This is a genomic window from Nocardioides sp. B129/18, from assembly GCF_055282735.1.
The window spans coordinates 96496-115123 of record NZ_JBUZJI010000006.1 but is presented as its reverse complement, the minus strand read 5'-3'; the positions used below and the strand labels follow the sequence as shown (position 1 = coordinate 115123).

15 protein-coding genes and 1 tRNA gene are annotated in these 18628 nt (G+C 73.6%); 5 read left to right on the top strand and 11 right to left on the bottom strand.

From position 1 onward, the window contains the following. Positions 1 to 2: 2 nt before the first annotated feature. From ACZDWJ_RS06520 to argS, 10 genes are all read right to left on the bottom strand, one after another. Positions 3 to 665 carry an L-threonylcarbamoyladenylate synthase gene (locus ACZDWJ_RS06520; RefSeq protein ID WP_463520121.1) on the bottom strand — a complete coding sequence of 221 codons (663 nt, stop codon included), beginning with the start codon at positions 663 to 665 and terminating at the stop codon, positions 3 to 5. Beyond that, positions 662 to 1504, bottom strand: a complete 843-nt coding sequence (gene prmC / locus ACZDWJ_RS06515; RefSeq protein ID WP_463520120.1) for a peptide chain release factor N(5)-glutamine methyltransferase — start codon at positions 1502 to 1504, stop codon at positions 662 to 664. Before prmC ends, ACZDWJ_RS06520 begins: the two co-directional genes overlap by 4 nt. Next, on the bottom strand, positions 1501 to 2577 hold the full coding sequence (gene prfA, locus ACZDWJ_RS06510; RefSeq protein WP_463520119.1) for a peptide chain release factor 1: 1077 nt from the start codon (positions 2575 to 2577) through the stop codon (positions 1501 to 1503). The genes prmC and prfA overlap by 4 nt, the downstream gene beginning before the upstream one ends. 86 nt (positions 2578 to 2663) lie before the next feature. Then, on the bottom strand, positions 2664 to 2885 hold the full coding sequence (gene rpmE, locus ACZDWJ_RS06505; RefSeq protein ID WP_463520118.1) for a 50S ribosomal protein L31: 222 nt from the start codon (positions 2883 to 2885) through the stop codon (positions 2664 to 2666). A 173-nt stretch (positions 2886 to 3058) separates the two neighbouring features. Continuing rightward, positions 3059 to 4954 carry a transcription termination factor Rho gene (gene rho / locus ACZDWJ_RS06500; RefSeq protein WP_463520117.1) on the bottom strand — a complete coding sequence of 632 codons (1896 nt, stop codon included), beginning with the start codon at positions 4952 to 4954 and terminating at the stop codon, positions 3059 to 3061. A 216-nt stretch (positions 4955 to 5170) separates the two neighbouring features. Next, positions 5171 to 6124 (bottom strand): homoserine kinase, encoded by a 954-nt coding sequence (thrB, locus tag ACZDWJ_RS06495; protein WP_463520116.1) that lies wholly within the window; start codon positions 6122 to 6124, stop codon positions 5171 to 5173. Positions 6125 to 6129: 5 nt separating this feature from the next. Continuing rightward, positions 6130 to 7227: a threonine synthase gene (gene thrC / locus ACZDWJ_RS06490; protein WP_463520115.1), complete on the bottom strand. Its 1098-nt coding sequence runs from the start codon at positions 7225 to 7227 to the stop codon at positions 6130 to 6132. Further along, positions 7224 to 8540, bottom strand: a complete 1317-nt coding sequence (locus tag ACZDWJ_RS06485) for a homoserine dehydrogenase (protein ID WP_463520114.1) — start codon at positions 8538 to 8540, stop codon at positions 7224 to 7226. The genes thrC and ACZDWJ_RS06485 overlap by 4 nt, the downstream gene beginning before the upstream one ends. Then, the gene (gene lysA / locus ACZDWJ_RS06480; protein ID WP_463520113.1) at positions 8537 to 9937 is read right to left on the bottom strand and encodes a diaminopimelate decarboxylase; all 1401 of its coding nucleotides are present in this window, start codon (positions 9935 to 9937) and stop codon (positions 8537 to 8539) included. Before lysA ends, ACZDWJ_RS06485 begins: the two co-directional genes overlap by 4 nt. A 13-nt stretch (positions 9938 to 9950) precedes the next feature. Beyond that, positions 9951 to 11621: an arginine--tRNA ligase gene (gene argS, locus ACZDWJ_RS06475; RefSeq protein ID WP_463520112.1), complete on the bottom strand. Its 1671-nt coding sequence runs from the start codon at positions 11619 to 11621 to the stop codon at positions 9951 to 9953. A gap of 95 nt (positions 11622 to 11716) precedes the next feature. On the opposite strand from argS, the gene ACZDWJ_RS06470 reads away from it, so the two are divergent. From ACZDWJ_RS06470 to ACZDWJ_RS06450, 5 genes are all read left to right on the top strand, one after another. Further along, positions 11717 to 13132 carry a cytochrome P450 gene (locus ACZDWJ_RS06470; RefSeq protein ID WP_463520111.1) on the top strand — a complete coding sequence of 472 codons (1416 nt, stop codon included), beginning with the start codon at positions 11717 to 11719 and terminating at the stop codon, positions 13130 to 13132. 59 nt (positions 13133 to 13191) lie between these two features. Beyond that, positions 13192 to 13267: transfer RNA gene (locus tag ACZDWJ_RS06465), tRNA-Arg, on the top strand. A 222-nt stretch (positions 13268 to 13489) separates the two neighbouring features. Further along, on the top strand, positions 13490 to 17284 hold the full coding sequence (locus ACZDWJ_RS06460) for a multifunctional oxoglutarate decarboxylase/oxoglutarate dehydrogenase thiamine pyrophosphate-binding subunit/dihydrolipoyllysine-residue succinyltransferase subunit (protein WP_463520110.1): 3795 nt from the start codon (positions 13490 to 13492) through the stop codon (positions 17282 to 17284). 69 nt (positions 17285 to 17353) lie between these two features. Continuing rightward, positions 17354 to 17530, top strand: a complete 177-nt coding sequence (locus tag ACZDWJ_RS06455) for a DUF6104 family protein (RefSeq protein ID WP_463520109.1) — start codon at positions 17354 to 17356, stop codon at positions 17528 to 17530. A 58-nt stretch (positions 17531 to 17588) separates the two neighbouring features. Next, on the top strand, positions 17589 to 18248 hold the full coding sequence (locus tag ACZDWJ_RS06450) for an acetoacetate decarboxylase family protein (RefSeq protein ID WP_463520108.1): 660 nt from the start codon (positions 17589 to 17591) through the stop codon (positions 18246 to 18248). On the opposite strand, the gene ACZDWJ_RS06445 is transcribed toward ACZDWJ_RS06450, so the two are convergent. Next, a complete protein-coding gene (locus ACZDWJ_RS06445; RefSeq protein WP_463520107.1) occupies positions 18245 to 18472 on the bottom strand; it encodes a hypothetical protein in 228 nt (75 codons plus the stop codon). The genes ACZDWJ_RS06450 and ACZDWJ_RS06445 overlap by 4 nt on opposite strands. Positions 18473 to 18628 lie beyond the last annotated feature (156 nt).

Below are 18628 nucleotides of genomic sequence, written 5' to 3'. Positions count from 1 at the left end.
GCTCACTCCTCCAGGGTCAGCGCGGCGCCCAGCGGCTCGAGGACCTCGTTGAGCGCCTCGAGGGACAGCGCCCCGAGACGCAGGACGCGGCCCTGCGTGGTGGTGACGTCGACGATCGTGGACGCCTCGCCGCCCGGCGAGGTGCCGGCGTCGACGATGACCTCGACCTCCTCGCCGAGCATCTCCTCGGCCTGGTCGGCGTCGACGGCGGCGGGCTGGCCGGTCTTGTTCGCCGAGCTGACCGCGAGCGGGCCGGTGCGCTCGAGGATCTCGCGGGTGATCTCGTGGTCGGGCATGCGGACCGCGACGGTGCCGCGGGTCTCGCCGAGGTCCCACTGCAGGGACGACTGCTGGTGGCAGACCAGCGTCAGCGGGCCGGGCCAGAACTCCTCGACCAGCGCGCGGGCGTAGCCGGGGATGCGCACGGCGAGGGCGTCGAGGGTGCTGGCGGCGCTCACCAGGACCGGCGGCGGCATCTGGCGCCCGCGGCCCTTGGCGGCCAGCAGCCCCGCGACGGCCTCGTGGTCGAAGGCGTCGGCGGCGATGCCGTAGACGGTGTCGGTGGGGAGGACCACGAGTCCTCCGCGCTGGATGGCCAGGCTGGCGGCCTCGATGGCCTCCTCGCGCTCCTCGTCGGTGCCGGTCGTGTATCGCACGAGGGTCATGGTGCCAGTCGCGCGGTCGTGAAGCGCGCCCGCCCGGCCAGATCGGGGTGATCGCGCACCTCGGCCCAGCGTCCGGTGGCGGCGAAGACCGCCGGAGCCGAGGCGCCCTGGGCGTCGGCGTGCTCGGCGCCCACGACGCCGCCGGGACGCAGCAGCAGCGCGGCCCGGCGCTCGAGGACGCGCATCGCCACGAGGCCGTCGTCGCCGGAGAACAGCGCCAGGTGGGGGTCGTGGTCGCGGGCCTCGGGCGCCACCGACTCCCAGGCCTCGAGCGGGATGTAGGGCGGGTTGCACACGACGACGTCGACGCGGCCGGCGAGGTCGTCGAAGGCCTCGGCCATGTCGCCGTGGCGCAGGTCGACGCCGGTGCCGGCCAGGTTGCGCGCCGCCCACGCGTGGGCGTCGGGGTCGAGCTCGACGGCGTGCACCCGGGCGTGCGGCACCTCGTCGACGACGCTGCGGGCGATCGCCCCCGAGCCGGTGCACAGGTCGACGACGACCGGGCTCTCCAGGGCCGCGGCCGCCTCGATCGCCCAGCCGGCGAGCAGCTCGGTCTCCGGGCGCGGGACGAACACGCCCGGCCCGACGGCCAGCTCGACGTGCCGGAACGCGGCCACGCCGGTGAGGTGCTGCAGCGGCTCGCGGGCCGCGCGCCGGGCCACCAGGGCCTCGAGGCGCTCGACGTCGGCGGGCGCGACGTCGTCGATCAGCGGGAGGCGTCCGCGGGTGGTGCCGAGCACGTGGGCGAGCAGCTCGGCGGCGTCGTGCTCCGGGCTGGCGACGCCGCCGGCGGCCAGGCGGGCGGCGGCCTCGGCCAGGAGGGCGCGCGGAGCGCTCACTCCTCCCCCAGCGCGGCCAGCCGCGCGGCGAGGTCGGCCTCGACGCAGGAGTCGAGCACGGGCTGGAGGTCGCCGTCGAGCACCTGGTCGAGGTTGTGCGCCTTGTAGCCGGTGCGGTGGTCGGAGATGCGGTTCTCGGGGAAGTTGTAGGTGCGGATGCGCTCGGAGCGATCGACGGTGCGCACCTGGCTGCGGCGGGCGTCGCTGGCCTCGGCGTCGGCGGCCTCCTGGGCCGCGGCCAGCAGCCGCGAGCGGAGGATGCGCAGCGCCTGCTCCTTGTTCTGCAGCTGGCTCTTCTCGTTCTGGCAGCTGACCACGATGCCGGTGGGCAGGTGCGTGATGCGCACCGCGGAGTCGGTGGTGTTCACGCTCTGGCCGCCGGGCCCGGAGCTGCGGAAGACGTCGATGCGCAGGTCGTTCTCGTCGACGGTGACGTCGACCGGCTCGGCCTCCGGGAGCACCAGGACGCCGGCGGCGCTGGTGTGCACCCGGCCCTGCGACTCGGTGACCGGCACCCGCTGGACGCGGTGCACGCCGCCCTCGAACTTCAGCAGCGCGTACGGCGCCTCGCCGGGCTCGGGCGTGCCCTTGGCCTTGACGGCGGCCGTGACGGACTTGTAGCCGCCGAGATCGGAGGCGGTGGCGTCGAGCACCTCGACGCTCCAGCCGCGCCGCTCGGCGTAGCGGGTGTACATCCGCAGCAGGTCGCCGGCGAAGAGCGCCGACTCCTCGCCGCCCTCGCCGGACTTCACCTCGACGATGACGTCCTTGTCGTCGGCGGCGTCGCGCGGGACGAGCAGGCGTCGCAGCCGCTCCTCGGTCTCGCCTCGACGGGCCAGCAGGCGCTCGGCCTCCGCGGCGAAGTCGGGGTCGTCGCCGGCGAGCTCGCGAGCCGCCTCGGCGTCCTCGCCCAGGCGGTGCCACTCGCGCCAGGTGCCGATGATGGCCGACAGGGCGGCGTAGCGCTGGTTGAGCCGCTTGGCGAGCCGGGCGTCGGCATGGGTCTCGGGCAGCGCGAGCCGCATCTCGAGCGCGGCGTGCTCCTCGAGCATGCCCTCCACGGCCTCGAACACGGGACCCTCCTGCGGCGAACGACGTCCGGACAGACGACGAGCGCCGGCCCCTGCCCTGACGGGCGGGAGCCGGCGCTCGGTCGTGACTACTTCTGGGCGGCCTTGGCCTTGGCGTAGCGGGCCTCGAAGCGGGCGACGCGACCGCCGGTGTCGAGGATCTTCTGCTTGCCGGTGTAGAACGGGTGGCACTGCGAGCAGACGTCGGCGTGGATCGAGCCGGAGGTCGCGGTGCTGCGCGTGGTGAACGACGCGCCGCAGGTGCAGGTGACCTGGGTGGCGACGTAGTCGGGGTGGATGTCCTTCTTCATGGAGTCCTCGTCTCTGCGAACGGGGCACCGGGTCGTCGGGGCGGGATGCCGTCGACGTGAACCGGAGCCAAGGAGCAAGTGTGCCAACGCCGGAGCCCCCCGGCCAATTCCCGGAGGGCCCCAGCGTCGATCAGCGTCGATCAGCGTCAGGTCAGCGACTGATCAGCGGCTGGTCAGCGGCGCTGGAGCGCCGTGAGCAGCTCGATGTTGGTGCGGGTGGCGCCGACGCGGCCGAGCAGGTCGGAGAGCGCCGCCGCGGGCTCGGCCGGCAGCCCGGCGCGCAGTCCGTCGACGACCGCGGCCTCCCCCGCGCCGAGGAGCACCTCGGGACGCCGGGTGCCCGACGCCGCGACGTCGACGGCCGGGAACAGACCGGCCGAGGCGAGGTCGGCCCGCAGCCGCAGCACCTGGTTGGCGGTGCCGGTGAACTCCTCGAGGATGAGCTCGTCGGTGGCCGAGCCGGTGTCGGCGGTGGCCGTGGCGAGCACGGTGAGCGAGCCGCCGTTCTCGATGTTGCGGGCCGCCCCGAAGAACCGCTTGGTCGGGTGCAGCGCGGCGGAGTCGACGCCGCCGGACAGCGTGCGGCCGCCGGCCGCGGCGGCCAGGTTGTAGGCGCGTCCGAGCCGCGTGATGCCGTCGAGCAGCACGACGACGTCCAGGCCCAGCTCGACGAGGCGCTTCGCGCGCTCGATCGCCAGCTCGGCGAGCACGGTGTGGTCGGCCGGCGTGCGGTCGAAGGTCGACGCGACGACCTCGCCCTTGACCGAGCGCTGGAAGTCGGTGACCTCCTCGGGGCGCTCGTCGACGAGCACCACCATCAGGTGCGCCTCGGGGTTGTTGCGGGTGATGGCCCGCGCGATCGCCTGGAGGATCGTGGTCTTGCCCGCCGACGGCGGGGAGATCAGCAGGCCGCGCTGGCCCTTGCCGACCGGCGCCACCAGGTCGACGACGCGACCGATCACGTCGGAGGCGTCGGTCTCCAGGCGCAGCCGCTGGTCGGGGTGCAGCGGGGTCAGCCGGGAGAACTCCACGCGGTTGCGCGCGGTGTCGGGCTCGGCGCCGTTGACCGACTCCACCCGGACCATCGGGTTGAACTTCTCCTTGCGCTCGCCGTCGCGCGGCTGGCGCACCTGGCCGACGATCGCGTCGCCACGGCGCAGGCCGTACTTGCGCACCATCGTCAGCGAGAGGTAGACGTCGTCAGGCCCGGGCAGGTAGCCGCTGGTGCGGACGAACGCGTAGTTGTCGAGCACGTCGAGGATGCCGGCGGCCGGCACCAGGACGTCGTCGTCGAGCACCGCGGTGTCGGGCTCGCGGCCGCCCACCCGGGCGCGGTCGCGATCACGGCCCCGACGCCGACGGCTGCGACGACCCTCGCCGTCCTCGTCGCCGTCCTCGGGACCCTGGCCCTCGACCTGGCTGCCCTGGTTGCCCTGGTTGCCCTGGTTGCCCTGGCCGCCCTGCTTCTGCTGACCGCCCTGCTGACCGCCCTGCTTCTGCGGGTTGCCCTGCTGGTTGCCCTGGTTGCCCTGGTTGCCCTGGTTGCCCTGCTTCGGCTGATTGCCCTGCTTCGGCTGTCCGCCCTGGTTGCCCTGGCCGCCCTGCTTCTGCTGGTTGTTCTGCTGGTTGCCCTGCTGGTTGTTCTTGGCCTGCCCGTCCTTGCGGTCCTGCCTCGGCTGGTCCTGCTTCGGCTGGTCCTGCTTCGGCTGGTCCTGCTTCGACTGGTCCTGCTTCGACTCGTCGCGCTTCGGCTCGTCGCGCTTCGGCTCGTCGCGCTTCGGCTGGTCCTGGGAGCGGTCCTGCTCCGAGGACCGCTCGGCGCGCGGCTGCTCGGGCGCCCGCTCGGCGGGGGCGGCGGCGGGAGCCTCGGAGCGGGCACCGCCGCTGCGGGCGGCCTGGATGGCCTCGACGAGCTGGGCCTTCTTCATGGAGCCGGAGCCACGGACGCCCAGGTCGGCGGCCATCGACTTGAGGTCGGCGAGGAGCATGCCGCTCAGCCCTCCGGCGCGCTTCTTGGCCGGAGCGGCCTCGGGCGCGGCGTCGGGGGCGGTGGCGGGGGTGTCGGTCACGTGAGCCCTTCCCACGGAACGGCCGGCGCTGGAGGCCGGCGGACGTCGGTCCGGCCGTGCAGCACGCCAGGACGGCACGACGCCGTCGTCAGCGGCCACGGAGGGCCGGGGCACGGCCGCCGGAACGGCGACCGGGGCCTCCATCAGACGGAGGCGGCGCCAATGTAGCACCGGCGTCCGCGGCGACCGCCGGGTGGCTGAGCGTGGCTGCGGCCCTCAGGCGGGGTGGACGCCGACGTGGTCGACGGCCAGCGCGTGGGCCTGCCAGGTCGGCGGACACCGGGTGAGCACCGCGGAGGGCGCGGGCAGGCCGGTGGCGGGATCCTCGGAGGTGAAGGCCAGCACCGTGGGGCCCGCACCGGACACGACCGCGGGCACGCCGTCGGCGCGCAGCGCGTCGACCAGCGCCAGCGACTCCGGCATGGCCGGGCGCCGGTACTCCTGGTGCAGGTGGTCGCGGGTGGCGCGCAGCAGCTGGTCGGGGGCGTGCCCGAGGGCGGCCACGAGCAGAGCGGCGTTGCCGGCGTCGGCCGCGGCGGCGGCGTGCGGGACGCTCGCCGGCAGCAGGCCGCGCGCCGCCTCGGTGGACAGCGGCGTGGGCGGCACGAGCACGACGACGCCGATGCGCGGATCGACCGGCGAGCCCACGGCGTACCAGCCCTCCGACGCCGCGGCGCCGGCGTCGTGGCCGGAGATGGTGAAGCCGCCATACCAGGCGGGTGCGACGTTGTCGGGGTGGCCCTCGAGCTCCGCGGCGAGGGCGAAGGCGTCGTCGTCGGGCAGGAGGGCCTCGCCGTCGACGACCAGGGCGCGGCCCAGCCAGACGCCGGCGACGATCGCGGCCGAGGAGGAGCCGAGGCCCCGGGCGTGCGGGACCACGTTGCGACAGGCCAGGCGCAGGCCGACGGGCCCGACGCCGAGGCGGTCGAGCGTGCGGCGGATCGTGCGCACGACCAGGTGCGAGCCATCGCGCGGGACTCCGTCGGCGCCCGCCCCCGCCACCTCGACCTCGACGAGGTCGGGCGCGTCGGGCACGAGCTCGGCGGTGAGCTCGTCGCGCAGGTCGAGCGCGAGCCCCAGGGAGTCGAAGCCGGGGCCGAGGTTGGCCGAGGTGGCCGGCACGGCGACCGACACCGCGCCCTCGACGAGGTCGGGGTGGGACGAGGCCACGCGGATCAGACGAGTCCGGCCGCGCGGGCGGCGTCGTCGACGTCGGCGTCGACCACGACGTCGACCAGCGGGCCGACGCCCTCGAGCGCGGTGGCGGTGTCCTTGAGGCCGTGACCGGTGACGGTGACGACCACCGTCGCGCCGGCGTAGGACTCCCCTGCCGCGAGCTCCTGCAGCAGCCCGGCGATGCCGGCGGCCGAGGCGGGCTCGACGAACACGCCGTCCTTGCGGGCCAGCTCGCGCTGGGCGGCGAGGATCTGCTCGTCGCTGACGGCGGCGAAGCGACCCTCGGACTCCTTGGCGGCGTTCTCGGCCAGGTGCCAGGAGGCGGGGTTGCCGATGCGGATGGCGGTGGCCTTGGTCTCCGGGTGCGGGAACGGCTCGCCGGTGACCAGCGGGCTCGCGCCCTCGGCCTGGAAGCCGCGCATCACCGGACGACGGCTGATGCGGCCCAGCTCGAGGTACTGGGTGTAGCCGAGCCAGTAGGCCGAGATGTTGCCGGCGTTGCCGACCGGCAGCAGGTGGTAGTCGGGAGCGTCGCCGAGGAAGTCGCAGATCTCGAACGCGGCGGTCTTCTGACCCTCCAGGCGCACCGGGTTGACCGAGTTCACCAGGGCTACGGGATAGGCCTGCGAGAGGCCGCGAGCCATGGCCAGGCAGTCGTCGAAGTTGCCGCGCACCATGATCACCTGCGCGCCGTGGACGATGGCCTGGGCCATCTTGCCGGCGGCGATCTTGCCCTCGGGCACCAGCACGAGCGGGGTCAGCCCGGCCTTGGCGGCGTAGGCGGCCATCGCCGCGGAGGTGTTGCCGGTGGAGGCGCAGACGACGGCCTTCGCGCCCTCGTGCAGCGCCAGGGAGATCGCGGCGGTCATGCCGCGGTCCTTGAAGGAGCCGGTGGGGTTGTCGCCCTCGACCTTCAGGTGCACCGAGCCGCCGGTGAGGCCGGAGAGCCACGCGGAGTGCACCAGCGGGGTGCCGCCCTCGCGCAGCGTGACGGCCTCCATGCCCTCGGGGATGTCGAGGAGCTCGCGGTACTCCTCGATCACGCCGCGCCACTGATGGGTGGCCCGCTGCTGGTCGATCAGTCGCTGGTCGGTCACTCGTCCCCTCCTTCGACCCGCATCACCGAGGTGACGTCGCGGACGATGTCCATGGTGCGCAGGTGCTCGACCGTGGCGGCGAGCTGCGCGTCGGTGGCCTCGTGGGAGACCACCACCAGCTGCGCGTCCTGGCCGCGGCCCTCCTGGCGGACGGTCTGGATGGACACATCGTGCTCGGAGAACGCGGTGGCGACGGCGGCCAGCACGCCCGCGCGGTCGTCGACGTCGATGGCGACGTGGTAGCGGGTGCGCGTGTGCCCCATCGGCAGGACCGGGCGGTCGGCGTAGGCGGACTCCCCCGCGCCGCGGGTGTCGGCGATCCGATTGCGCGCGACGGTGACGAGGTCGCCCAGGACGGCCGAGGCCGTCGGGGAGCCGCCGGCGCCGGGGCCGTAGAACATCAGCTGGCCCGCGGCCTCGGACTCCACGAACACCGCGTTGTAGGCCTCGCGCACCGACGCCAGCGGGTGGGAGCGCGGGATCATCGCCGGGTGGACGCGGACGGCCACGGCCTCCTCGCCGTGCTCGTCGGCGCGCAGCTCGCAGATGGCGAGGAGCTTGACGACGCTGCCCATGTCGCGCGCGGAGGCGACGTCGGCGGCGGTGACCTCGCCGATGCCCTCGCGGTGCACGTCGGAGGCGGTGACGCGGGTGTGGAAGGCCAGCGAGGCCAGGATCGCGGCCTTGGCGGCGGCGTCGAAGCCCTCGACGTCGGCGGTGGGGTCGGCCTCGGCGTACCCGAGCTCCTGGGCCTCCTCGAGGGCCTCGGAGAAGCCCGCGCCGGAGGTGTCCATCTTGTCGAGGATGAAGTTGGTGGTGCCGTTGACGATGCCGAGCACGCGGGTGACGCGGTCGCCGGCCAGCGACTCGCGCAGCGGCCGCAGGATCGGGATCGCGCCGGCGACGGCGGCCTCGTAGTAGAGGTCGCGGCCGGCCTTGGCGGCCGCCTCGAACAGGGTCGCGCCGTCCTCGGCCAGCAGCGCCTTGTTGGCGGTGACGACGCTCGCGCCGGACTCCAGCGCGGCCAGGATCAGCGAGCGCGCCGGCTCGATGCCGCCCACGACCTCGACGACGACGTCGACGTCGGGCCGGGTGACCAGGCCCTGGGCGTCGGTGGTGAGCAGGCCCGCGGGGACCTCGATCTCGCGGGGGGCGTCGAGGCGCCGCACGGCGACGCCGCGCAGCTCGACACGAGCGCCGATGCGGGCCTCGAGGTCGTCGGCCTGCTCGAGGAGCAGGCGCACCACCTGCGAGCCCACCGAGCCACAGCCCAGCACGGCCACGCCCAGGCGGCGCTTGTCGCCCTCACTCACGAGTCATCACCCACGTCGGTCGCCAGCAGATCGTCCTCAGTCTCGCGGCGGACGACGACCCGCGCGAATCCGTCCCGCACCGCGATCACCGGCGGACGCAGGGCGTGGTTGTAGTTCGAGGCCATCGAGCGGCAGTACGCGCCGGTGGCCGGGACCGCGAGGAGGTCGCCAGGACGGACGTCGCCGGGGAGGAACTCGTCGCGCACGACGATGTCGCCGGCCTCGCAGTGCTTGCCGACGACGCGGGCCAGCACCGGCGGCGCCTCGGAGCCGCGGGAGGCCAGCGTGCAGGAGTAGTCGGCGTCGTAGAGGGCGGTGCGGATGTTGTCGCTCATGCCGCCGTCGACGCTGACGTAGGTGCGCGCCGAGCCGCCGTCCAGCCGCACCTGCTTGACGGTGCCGACCTCGTAGACGGTGCACATCGAGGGGCCGACGATCGCGCGGCCGGGCTCGATGGAGAGGTGCGGGACGTCGATGCCCAGCGCCCGGCACTCGTGCTCGACGATGCCGGTGAGGCCCGCGGCGAGGTGCGCGGGCTCGGCCGGCTCGTCCTGGCTGGTGTAGGCGATGCCGAAGCCGCCGCCGAGGTCGACCTCGGGCAGCACGGCGTCGAGCTCCTGGGCGACGCGGCGCAGCAGGCCCAGCACGCGGCGGGCCGCGACCTCGAAGCCGTCGGTGACGAAGATCTGGCTGCCGATGTGGGAGTGCAGGCCGCGCAGCTCCAGCCCGGGGGCGGCGAGCACGCGGCGCGCCGCCTCGAAGGCGTCGCCCGAGGCGATCGAGAACCCGAACTTCTGGTCCTCGTGGGCGGTGGCGATGTACTCGTGGGTGTGCGCCTCGACGCCCGCGGTGACGCGGATCATCACGCGGGCCGTCGTGCCGAGGTCGGCGGCGACGCGCGTGAGCCGCTCGATCTCGTCGAAGGAGTCGAGCACGATGCGTCCGACGCGCAGGCGCACGGCGCGCTCGAGCTCGGCGAGCGTCTTGTTGTTGCCGTGGTACTCCACCCGCTCCATCGGGAACCCGGCGCGCTCGGCGACGAGCAGCTCGCCGGCCGAGCAGACGTCGAGGCAGAGGCCCTCCTCCTCGATCCACCGGGCCACCGCGGTGGAGAGGAACGCCTTGCCGGCGTAGTAGACGTCGTAGCCGGCGAAGCCGTCGCGGAAGCCGCGGGCGCGGGAGCGGAAGTCGTCCTCGTCGAGCACGTAGGCCGGCGAGCCGTGCTCGGCCACGAGGTCGGGCAGGGGCACGCCGCCGACGGCGAGGACGCCGTCGGCCTTGGCGGCCGTGCGCGACCACAGCCGCGGCATCAGGGCGTTGACGTCCTCGGGCTCGCGCAGCCAGGCGGGGCCGCGGAGGGCGCCGGGCGCGTGCGCCCAGCCGGCCTCGTGGGTCATGCCGCTCCCCCGCTCACATCCGCTCGGGCGCGGTGACGCCGAGCAGGTCGAGGCCGTTGGCGAGGACGGTGCGGGTGGCGTGCACCAGCGTCAGCCGCGCCAGGTTGGCGGGGGTGACCGGCTCGTCGCCCTGCGGGAGCATGCGGCACTCCTTGGTGTCGTACCACTTGTTGAAGACCGACGCGGTGTCCTCGAGGTAGCGGGCCACGCGGTGCGGCTCGCGCAGCTCGGCGGCCGAGGCGACCACCCGCGGGAGCTCGGCGAGCGCGCGCAGCAGCTCGCCGTCGCGCTCGTGGGAGAGCAGCGAGGGGTCGAAGTCGTCGCCGGGCAGCGCCATGCCCAGCTCGGTGGCGTTGGCGATCATCCGGCAGGTGCGTGCGTGGGCGTACTGCACGTAGTAGACGGGGTTCTCCGAGGACGCCTTGGTGATCTCGGCGACGTCGAGGGTCAGCGGGGAGTCCGCCGGGTAGCGCGCCAGGGAGTAGCGCAGGGCGTCGACGCCGATCTCGTCGGCGAGCTCCTCGAGGGTGACGATGGTGCCGGCCCGCTTGGAGAGCTTGAGCTCCTGGCCGTCGCGCAGGATCTTCACCATCTGCCCGATCATGACGTCGAGGGTGACGTCGGGGTCGTCGCCGACGCAGGCGGCCATCGCCCGCAGCCGACCGACGTAGCCGTGGTGGTCCGCGCCGAGCAGGTAGATGCAGTGGTCGAAGCCGCGCGAGCGCTTGTTGAGGTAGTAGGCGGTGTCGGAGGCGAAGTAGGTGAGCTCGCCGTCGGACTTGATGAGGACGCGGTCCTTGTCGTCGCCGAAGGTGGTGGTGCGCATCCACAGCGCGCCGTCCTGCTCGAAGACGTGGCCGAGGTCCTTGAGCCGCGCGAGGGTCTCGGGCACCGAGCCGGACTCGTGGAGGGAGAGCTCGGAGAACCAGACGTCGAAGTGGGTGTGGAACCGCTCGAGCTGCTCCTGCTGCTGGCGCAGCTGCAGGGCGTAGCCGACCTCCCGGACGGCGGCGCGCCGCTCGTCGGCGGAGAGGTCGAAGATGCCGGGGCGCTCCTGGCCGACCTGCACGGCGAGGTCGTCGATGTAGCCGCCCTGGTAGCCGTCGGCCGGCACCGGCTCGCCCAGCGCGGAGGCGATGAGGGAGTCGGCGAAGTGGTTCATCTGCACGCCGCGGTCGTTGATGTAGAACTCGCGGGTGACCTCGGCGCCCGCGGCGGCGAGCACCCGGCCCAGGGCGTCGCCCAGCACCGCCCAGCGGGTGTGGCCCAGGTGCAGCGGTCCGGTGGGGTTGGCCGAGATGAACTCGACGTCGATGCTCATGCCGGCCAGCGCGTCGCCCCGGCCGTAGGCGGCCCCGGCGGCGACGACGTCGGCGGCCACCTGGCCCTGCGCGCCCGCCTCGACGGTGACGTTGAGGAACCCGGGCCCGGCGATCTCGACCTCGGCGACGCCGTCGGTCGCGAGCAGGCCGGCCCGCACGAGCTCGGCGAGGGCCCGCGGGTTGGTGCCCGCCTTCTTCGCCAGCTGCAGCGCGACGTTCGTGGCGTAGTCGCCGTGACCCTTCTGACGCGGACGCTCCACCGTGACGCTCGTCGGGACGCCGTCGGGCAGGGCGAGGTCGCCCCGCTCCGTCAGCGTCGTCAGCACGTGCACGATCGCGGTGGAGAGCTGCTCTGGAGTCACCCCCCGAGCCTATCGGCGGCGAGGGGCCGGAGCCGAACCGGTTTGCCGACCGTGGACGGATGCCACGACGCCGCCCCGCGGCTAGCGTCGAGGTCATGAGCAGCACCGACCAGCGCACCGAGCGCGCGACCACCGTCGTCCCCCCGGCCCTCGCGCCGCTGCTGCGTCCCGTCCTCGGTCCGCTCGGCGCGCTCGCGGAGCGTCCGGTGCGCGAGGTGCGCTCGAACCTGCGGTGGGCCCTGGGCCACGCGCTGCCCGGCGCCGCGATCTCCTCGGCGGCCCGCCAGGGCGAGCCGATGTCGCGGCTGGTCGTCGACCCGGTGCTGCGCGCCGACCCGTTCCCGGTCTACGAGCAGCTGCGCGCGAGCGCCGCCGAGCGCGGCGGACCGCTGGTGCACGGCCGGATGCTCATGGGCACCGTCGACCACGCCGCCGCCACCGAGATCCTGCGCAGCGACGCGTTCGGCGTCTCCCTCGAGCTGCCCTCGCGCCTGCAGCGGATCTTCGTGCGCACCCTCGACCCCTGGGCCGCCGGCCCGGTCGACCCGCCGTCGATGCTCGCCGTCGACCCGCCGCTCCACGGGCGCTACCGGCGCCTGGTCACCCGCGCCTTCACCGCCCGCGAGGTCGCCCGCCTCGAGGGCCGCGTCGTCGGCACCGCCACCCGGCTCCTCGACGACCTCGAGCGGCGCGGCGTGCGCCGCTTCGACCTCGTCGAGGAGTACGCGGCGCTCCTGCCCGTGGCCGTGATCGCGGAGATCCTCGGGATCCCCGAGCACATGCACCGCCAGCTTCTCGCGTGGGGCAACGACGCCGCCATCACCCTCGACCCCGGCCTCACCTGGCGCCAGAACCGGCGGGCCGAGCGCTCGCTGCGCGCCCTGCACCAGTGGCTCGACGTCCACCTCGCCGACAAGCGCCGCCACCCCGGCGAGGACCTCCTCAGCGACCTCGCCGCCCGTCAGAGCGATCCCGAGGACGACCTCACCGACCTGGAGCTGCGCGGCATCGCGCTGCTCGTGCTCGGCGCCGGCTTCGAGACCACCGTCAACCTCCTCGGCAACGCCGTGGCGCGCCTGGACGAGCACCCCGACCAGCGCTCCGCCGTCCAGGACGACCCCGCCCTCGCCGCCGGCGCGATCGAGGAGACCCTGCGGCACGACTCCCCCGTGCAGCTGACCTTCCGCGGCGCGCGCCGCGACACCGAGGTCGGCGGGACCCCGGTGTCGGCGGGCACGGGCGTGCTGGTCTACCTCGGCGGCGCCAACCGCGACCCCGCCGTCTTCGCCGACCCGCACCTCTTCGACGTCACCCGCGCCGACGCCGACCGGCACCTGGCCTTCTCCTCCGGCGTCCACTTCTGCCTCGGCGCGGGCCTGGCCCGTCTGGAGGGACGCGTCGGGCTGCAGATGCTGCTCGAGCGGTTCCCGGACCTGCGCCTGGACGGCACGCCCCAGCGACGCAGCACCCGGGTGCTGCGCGGCTACGAGCACGTGCCGGTGGCGGTCTGAGCCGACGCCCGGGACCGGATTCGGCACCGACTCCGCGGGCCTGTAGGGTCCGACGCGTTGCCCTCGTAGCTCAGGGGATAGAGCACTGGTTTCCGGTACCAGGTGTCGCAGGTTCGAATCCTGCCGAGGGCGCCACACGGCGAGTCGCACGCGCGGCTCGCCGTTCGTCGTCCCGGGGGCGCTGCGCCGGCGACCGCCGGACCTGCGGCCGACGCCGTCCGGCGACCTCGGATGTGCGCTTGGCGACACCTGGCTCGAATAGCGACCCCAGCCTCGGCATCGGGGCCTCCGGGGGACTAACGTTGAGGGCGGCCATCCACCCGAACGCGCGCTCATCCGGAAGAGGCGAAGCAAGTCGTGCCGCAAACCCCTGGCAACCAGTCCCCCACCACGACGACGGACACCACCGCCGACTTCGGAGCCAACGAGTGGCTCGTCGAGGAGATGTACGACCGGTTCCAGGCCGATCCGGCCTCCGTGGACCCCGCCTGGCAGGCGTACTTCCGCGCCAACGGCGCGCCGACCGCCGCGTCCGACGCCAGCTCGAACGGCACCTCCCACGCCAGCTCGAACGGCGCTGCTGCCGTGACCCCGCAGGCCGCCGCGCCCGCACCGGCCACCACGCCCGCCCCGGCTGCCCCGGCTGCGCCCGCCGCGCCTGCTGCCGCCGCCCCGGCCCCCGCTGCCGCCGCCCCGGCCGCAGCGGTCGCCAAGCCCCGCCCCGAGACCAAGGCCGCCGAGCCGTCCAAGGGCACCAGCTCCCCCGTCCCGAAGGACGCCCGCCCGGCCGCCCCGAGCCAGGCCAGCGACGAGCCCTCCCTGACGGTCCTGCGCGGCGCCGCCGCCCGCACCGCCCAGAACATGGACGTCTCGCTCACCGTCCCCACCGCCACCTCGGTGCGCACCGTGCCGGTGAAGCTGCTGTGGGACAACCGCATCGTCATCAACAGCCACCTCGCCCGGGCGCGCGGCGGCAAGGTCTCCTTCACCCACCTCATCGGCTACGCGCTGGTGCAGGCGGTGAAGTCGATGCCGGAGATGAACGTCGGCTTCGACGTCGTCGACGGCAAGCCCAACCTCATCACCCCGGCCCACATCAACCTGGGCCTGGCCATCGACCTCCAGAAGCCCGACGGCTCGCGCCAGCTGCTCGTCCCGGCCATCAAGGCCTGCGAGAACATGGACTTCGCCGCGTTCTGGACCGCCTACGAGGACATCGTCACCAAGGCCCGCGACAACAAGCTCGCGGTCACCGACTTCCAGGGCACCACGATCTCGCTCACCAACCCCGGCGGCATCGGCACCAACCACTCGGTGCCGCGCCTGATGAAGGGCCAGGGCGCCATCATCGGCGTCGGCGCCATGGAGTACCCGCCGGAGTGGCAGGGCGCCTCGGAGGAGGCCATCGCCCGCAACGCCATCAGCAAGGTCATGACGCTGACCTCCACCTACGACCACCGCGTCATCCAGGGCGCGCAGTCCGGTGAGTTCCTCAAGCGCGTGCACCAGCTGCTGCTCGGCGGCGACGACTTCTACGACGAGATCTTCCGCTCGCTGCGCATCCCCTACGAGCCGATCCGCTGGTCGGCCGACATCGCGACCTCGCACGACGACGAGATCAGCAAGCAGGCCCGCATCCTCGAGCTGATCCACGCCTACCGCGTGCGCGGCCACCTGATGGCCGACACCGACCCGCTGGAGTACCGCCAGCGCAGCCACCCCGACCTGCGCGTCGAGAGCCACGGCCTGACCCTGTGGGACCTCGACCGCGAGTTCGCCACGGGCTCCTTCGGCGGCGAGGGCCGGCGCTTCATGAAGCTGCGCCACATCCTCGGCATCCTGCGCGACTCCTACTGCCGCACCACCGGCATCGAGTACATGCACATCATGGATCCCGAGCAGCGTCGCTGGCTGCAGGAGCGCGTCGAGCGCCCCCACAGCAAGCCGCCGCGCGAGGAGCAGCTGCGCATCCTGCTCAAGCTCAACCAGGCCGAGGCCTTCGAGACCTTCCTGCAGACCAAGTTCGTCGGCCAGAAGCGCTTCAGCCTCGAGGGCGGCGAGACCACCATCCCCGTGCTCGACGAGATCTGCGAGGCCGCCGCCGAGGCGTCGCTCTCCGAGGTCGCGATCGGCATGGCCCACCGCGGTCGTCTCAACGTGCTGGCCAACATCGTCGGCAAGCGCTACTCCCAGATCTTCCGGGAGTTCGAGGGCAACATCGACCCCCGCACCGTGCAGGGCTCCGGCGACGTGAAGTACCACCTCGGCGCCGAGGGCGAGTTCACCAGCGGCAAGGGCGAGCACGTCAAGGTGTCGGTCGCCGCGAACCCCTCGCACCTCGAGGCCGTCGACCCCGTCCTCGAGGGCATCGCCCGCGCCAAGCAGGACGTCCTGAACCAGGGCCAGGGCTTCCCGGTGCTGCCCGTGCTCGTGCACGGCGACGCCGCGTTCGCCGGCCAGGGCGTGGTGGCCGAGACGCTCAATCTCTCCCAGCTGCGCGGCTACCGCACCGGCGGCACGATCCACGTGGTCGTCAACAACCAGGTCGGCTTCACCACCTCGCCCGGCGCGTCGCGCTCGTCGCTGTACTGCACCGACGTCGCGCGGATGGTGCAGGCGCCGATCTTCCACGTCAACGGCGACGACCCCGAGGCCTGCATCCGCGTGGCCCGCCTGGCCTTCGAGTACCGCCAGGCCTTCCACAAGGACGTCGTCATCGACCTCGTCTGCTACCGCCGCCGCGGTCACAACGAGGGCGACGACCCGAGCTACACCCAGCCGCTCATGTACGACCTCATCGAGCAGAAGCGCTCGGTGCGCAAGCTCTACACCGAGTCCCTCATCGGTCGTGGCGACATCACGATCGAGGAGGCCGAGCAGGTCCTGCGCGACTACCAGCAGCAGCTGGAGCGGGTCTTCACCGAGGTGCGCGAGGCCACCGGCCAGCCCTCGGAGTGGACCACCGTCCCCGACTACCCCGAGAAGCCCGCCGGCGAGGCCGTCACCGCGGTCGCGCCCGAGGTGCTCAAGCGGATCTCCGACGCCTACGTCACCCCGCCCGAGGGCTTCACGGTGCACCCGAAGGTGATGCCGCAGCTGCAGCGTCGCGCCGCGGCGATCACCGACGGCCCGATCGACTGGGGCACCGGCGAGATCCTCGCCTTCGGCTCGCTGCTCATGGAGGGCCGGCCGGTCCGTCTCGCCGGCCAGGACTCCCGCCGCGGCACGTTCGTCCAGCGCTTCGCGACGATCATCGACCGCACCAACGCCGACGAGTGGACCCCGCTGGCCAACCTCACCGAGGAGCAGGCCAAGTTCCACGTCTACGACTCCCTGCTCTCGGAGTACGCGGCGCTCGGCTTCGAGTACGGCTACTCCGTGGCCCGTCCCGAGGCCCTGGTGCTGTGGGAGGCGCAGTTCGGCGACTTCGTCAACGGCGCGCAGACGGTGATCGACGAGTTCATCTCCTCGGGCAAGACCAAGTGGCGCCAGGACTCCGGCGTCGTGCTGCTGCTGCCGCACGGCTACGAGGGCCAGGGGCCCGACCACTCCTCGGCCCGCATCGAGCGCTTCCTGCAGATGGCCGCCGACGAGGCGTTCGTCGTGGCGCAGCCCTCCACGCCGGCCTCGCACTTCCACCTGCTGCGTCAGCACTCCCTGGGCGCCGCGCACCGGCCGCTCATCGTGTTCACGCCGAAGTCGATGCTCAAGCGCAAGGAGGCGGCCTCGCAGCCGGCCGACTTCACCACCGGCTCCTTCCGTCCCTTCATCGGCGACGCCGAGGCCGACCAGCAGAAGGTCACCACGCTGCTCGTCTGCTCGGGCCGCGTCACCTGGGACCTCATGGTCGACCGCGCGAAGCGGGAGAACGGCGAGCAGTTCGCGATCGCCCGCGTCGAGCAGCTCTACCCGCGTCCGATCGACGACATCCGCGCCGAGATCGCCCGCTACCCCCACCTCAAGGAGGTGCGCTGGGTGCAGGACGAGCCGGAGAACATGGGCCCGTGGCCGCACTACGCGCTCAACGTGTGGCCGAACGTCGACGCCCAGGTCAGCGTCGTCGCCCGCGCCGCGTCGTCGTCCCCGTCCGTCGGCACCATCAAGCGGCACACGGCCGAGCAGAAGGACCTGCTCGACCGGGCGTTCGCCTGAGTCCAAGACCCTGACGGCGGCCGTCCCCCACGGGGGCGGCCGCCGTCGCGCATCCCACCGGAGGTCGTCATGTACTTCACCGATCGAGGCATCGAGGAGCTGGTGCGTCGCCGCGGCGACGAGGAGGTCTCCCTGGCCTGGCTGGCCGAGCAGCTGCAGGGCTTCGTCGACACCCACCCGGAGTTCGAGACCGCCGTCGAGCGGCTCGCCACCTGGCTGGCGCGCCTGGACGACCCGGAGGACTGAGCGCCGATCCGGGCGTCGCCCTGGACGCCGCGGCGCGGGCGAGGCCAGGATGCGGGGCGTGTCCCCCTCCCCCGACGCGCCGTACCCGCCGGCGCCCTGGCGCATGCGCGCCCAGCTGTGGATGTCGCTGTTCCGGCTGCGCGAGGCCGTCGACGACCTGCGTCCGGCAGGCGTCTACGGCGTCGCGTTCGTGCGCTACGAGGAGGGCAGCCCGCTCACCTACGGCGAGGTGCTGGCCGGACGCCTGGTCGACGCCGGGCCCCACGGTCGACGCGTCAGCATCACCGACATCTGGGTCGACTCCCCCGCCTCGATCGCCGGCGGACGCGCGCTGTGGGCGATCCCGAAGCAGCCGTGCGCCTTCGAGCACGACGAGCGTCGCCACGGGCCGCTCGGCATCGCCTCGTGGTCGGCGCGGCTGCCGGACGGCGCGCCGATCGTGACGGCCCGGTTCCGCGACGCCTCGCGCCTGGTGCCGCGCACCCGGTTCCGCGGTGCCACCTGGCAGCCGCCGATCGACGCCCATCCCGCAGCGGTGCTCGGCGAGCTGACCGGATCCGGACGGGCCGGACCGGGCCGCTCGACGTGGTCCTTCGCCGCCGACGGCCCCCTGGGGTGGCTCGACGGCGCCCGACGTCTCGCGACGTTCCGCAGCGCGGACGTGCGGATGGACGTCGGCGCGGGCGTGCCGGCGCAGGCGTCGAGCAGCGGCGTCTAGCGGGTCGGCTCGTCGTCGATCTGGTCGTCGGCGGCGCGACGGGCGGTGTCGCGGATCTCGAAGACCTCGGTGGCGAGGTCGCCGATGGCGGTGGCGACGTCCTTCACGGCGTTCGTCAGGATGCCCGCGACCTGGCCGACGGTGCCGGCGGTCGCCTCGACCGTGCTCTGCACGGCGTCCTTGGTGATCTCGGCCTTGCCGAGGCGGTCCTTGCCCGGGGTCATGGCACCAGTGTCGCCGCCGCCCGCACGGTGCGCCACCGCGTCTCGGGGTGCGCTCGATCACGCAGGACCACGCAGGGAAGCGCAGAGATCACACGGGCCCCACACGCACGAGGGCCGCTCCCGTCGACGACGGGAGCGGCCCTCGCAGGCGTGGGG

Excerpts from the sequence above, each read along its gene's own strand:
- ACZDWJ_RS06455 (WP_463520109.1), top strand. The coding sequence starts at position 17,354 with ATGTACTTCACCGATCGAGGCATCGAGGAGCTGGTGCGTCGCCGCGGC.
- ACZDWJ_RS06470 (WP_463520111.1), top strand. The coding sequence starts at position 11,717 with ATGAGCAGCACCGACCAGCGCACCGAGCGCGCGACCACCGTCGTCCCC.
- rpmE (WP_463520118.1), bottom strand. The coding sequence starts at position 2,885 with ATGAAGAAGGACATCCACCCCGACTACGTCGCCACCCAGGTCACCTGC.
- ACZDWJ_RS06520 (WP_463520121.1), bottom strand. The coding sequence starts at position 665 with ATGACCCTCGTGCGATACACGACCGGCACCGACGAGGAGCGCGAGGAG.
- ACZDWJ_RS06445 (WP_463520107.1), bottom strand. The coding sequence starts at position 18,472 with ATGACCCCGGGCAAGGACCGCCTCGGCAAGGCCGAGATCACCAAGGAC.
- lysA (WP_463520113.1), bottom strand. The coding sequence starts at position 9,937 with ATGACCCACGAGGCCGGCTGGGCGCACGCGCCCGGCGCCCTCCGCGGC.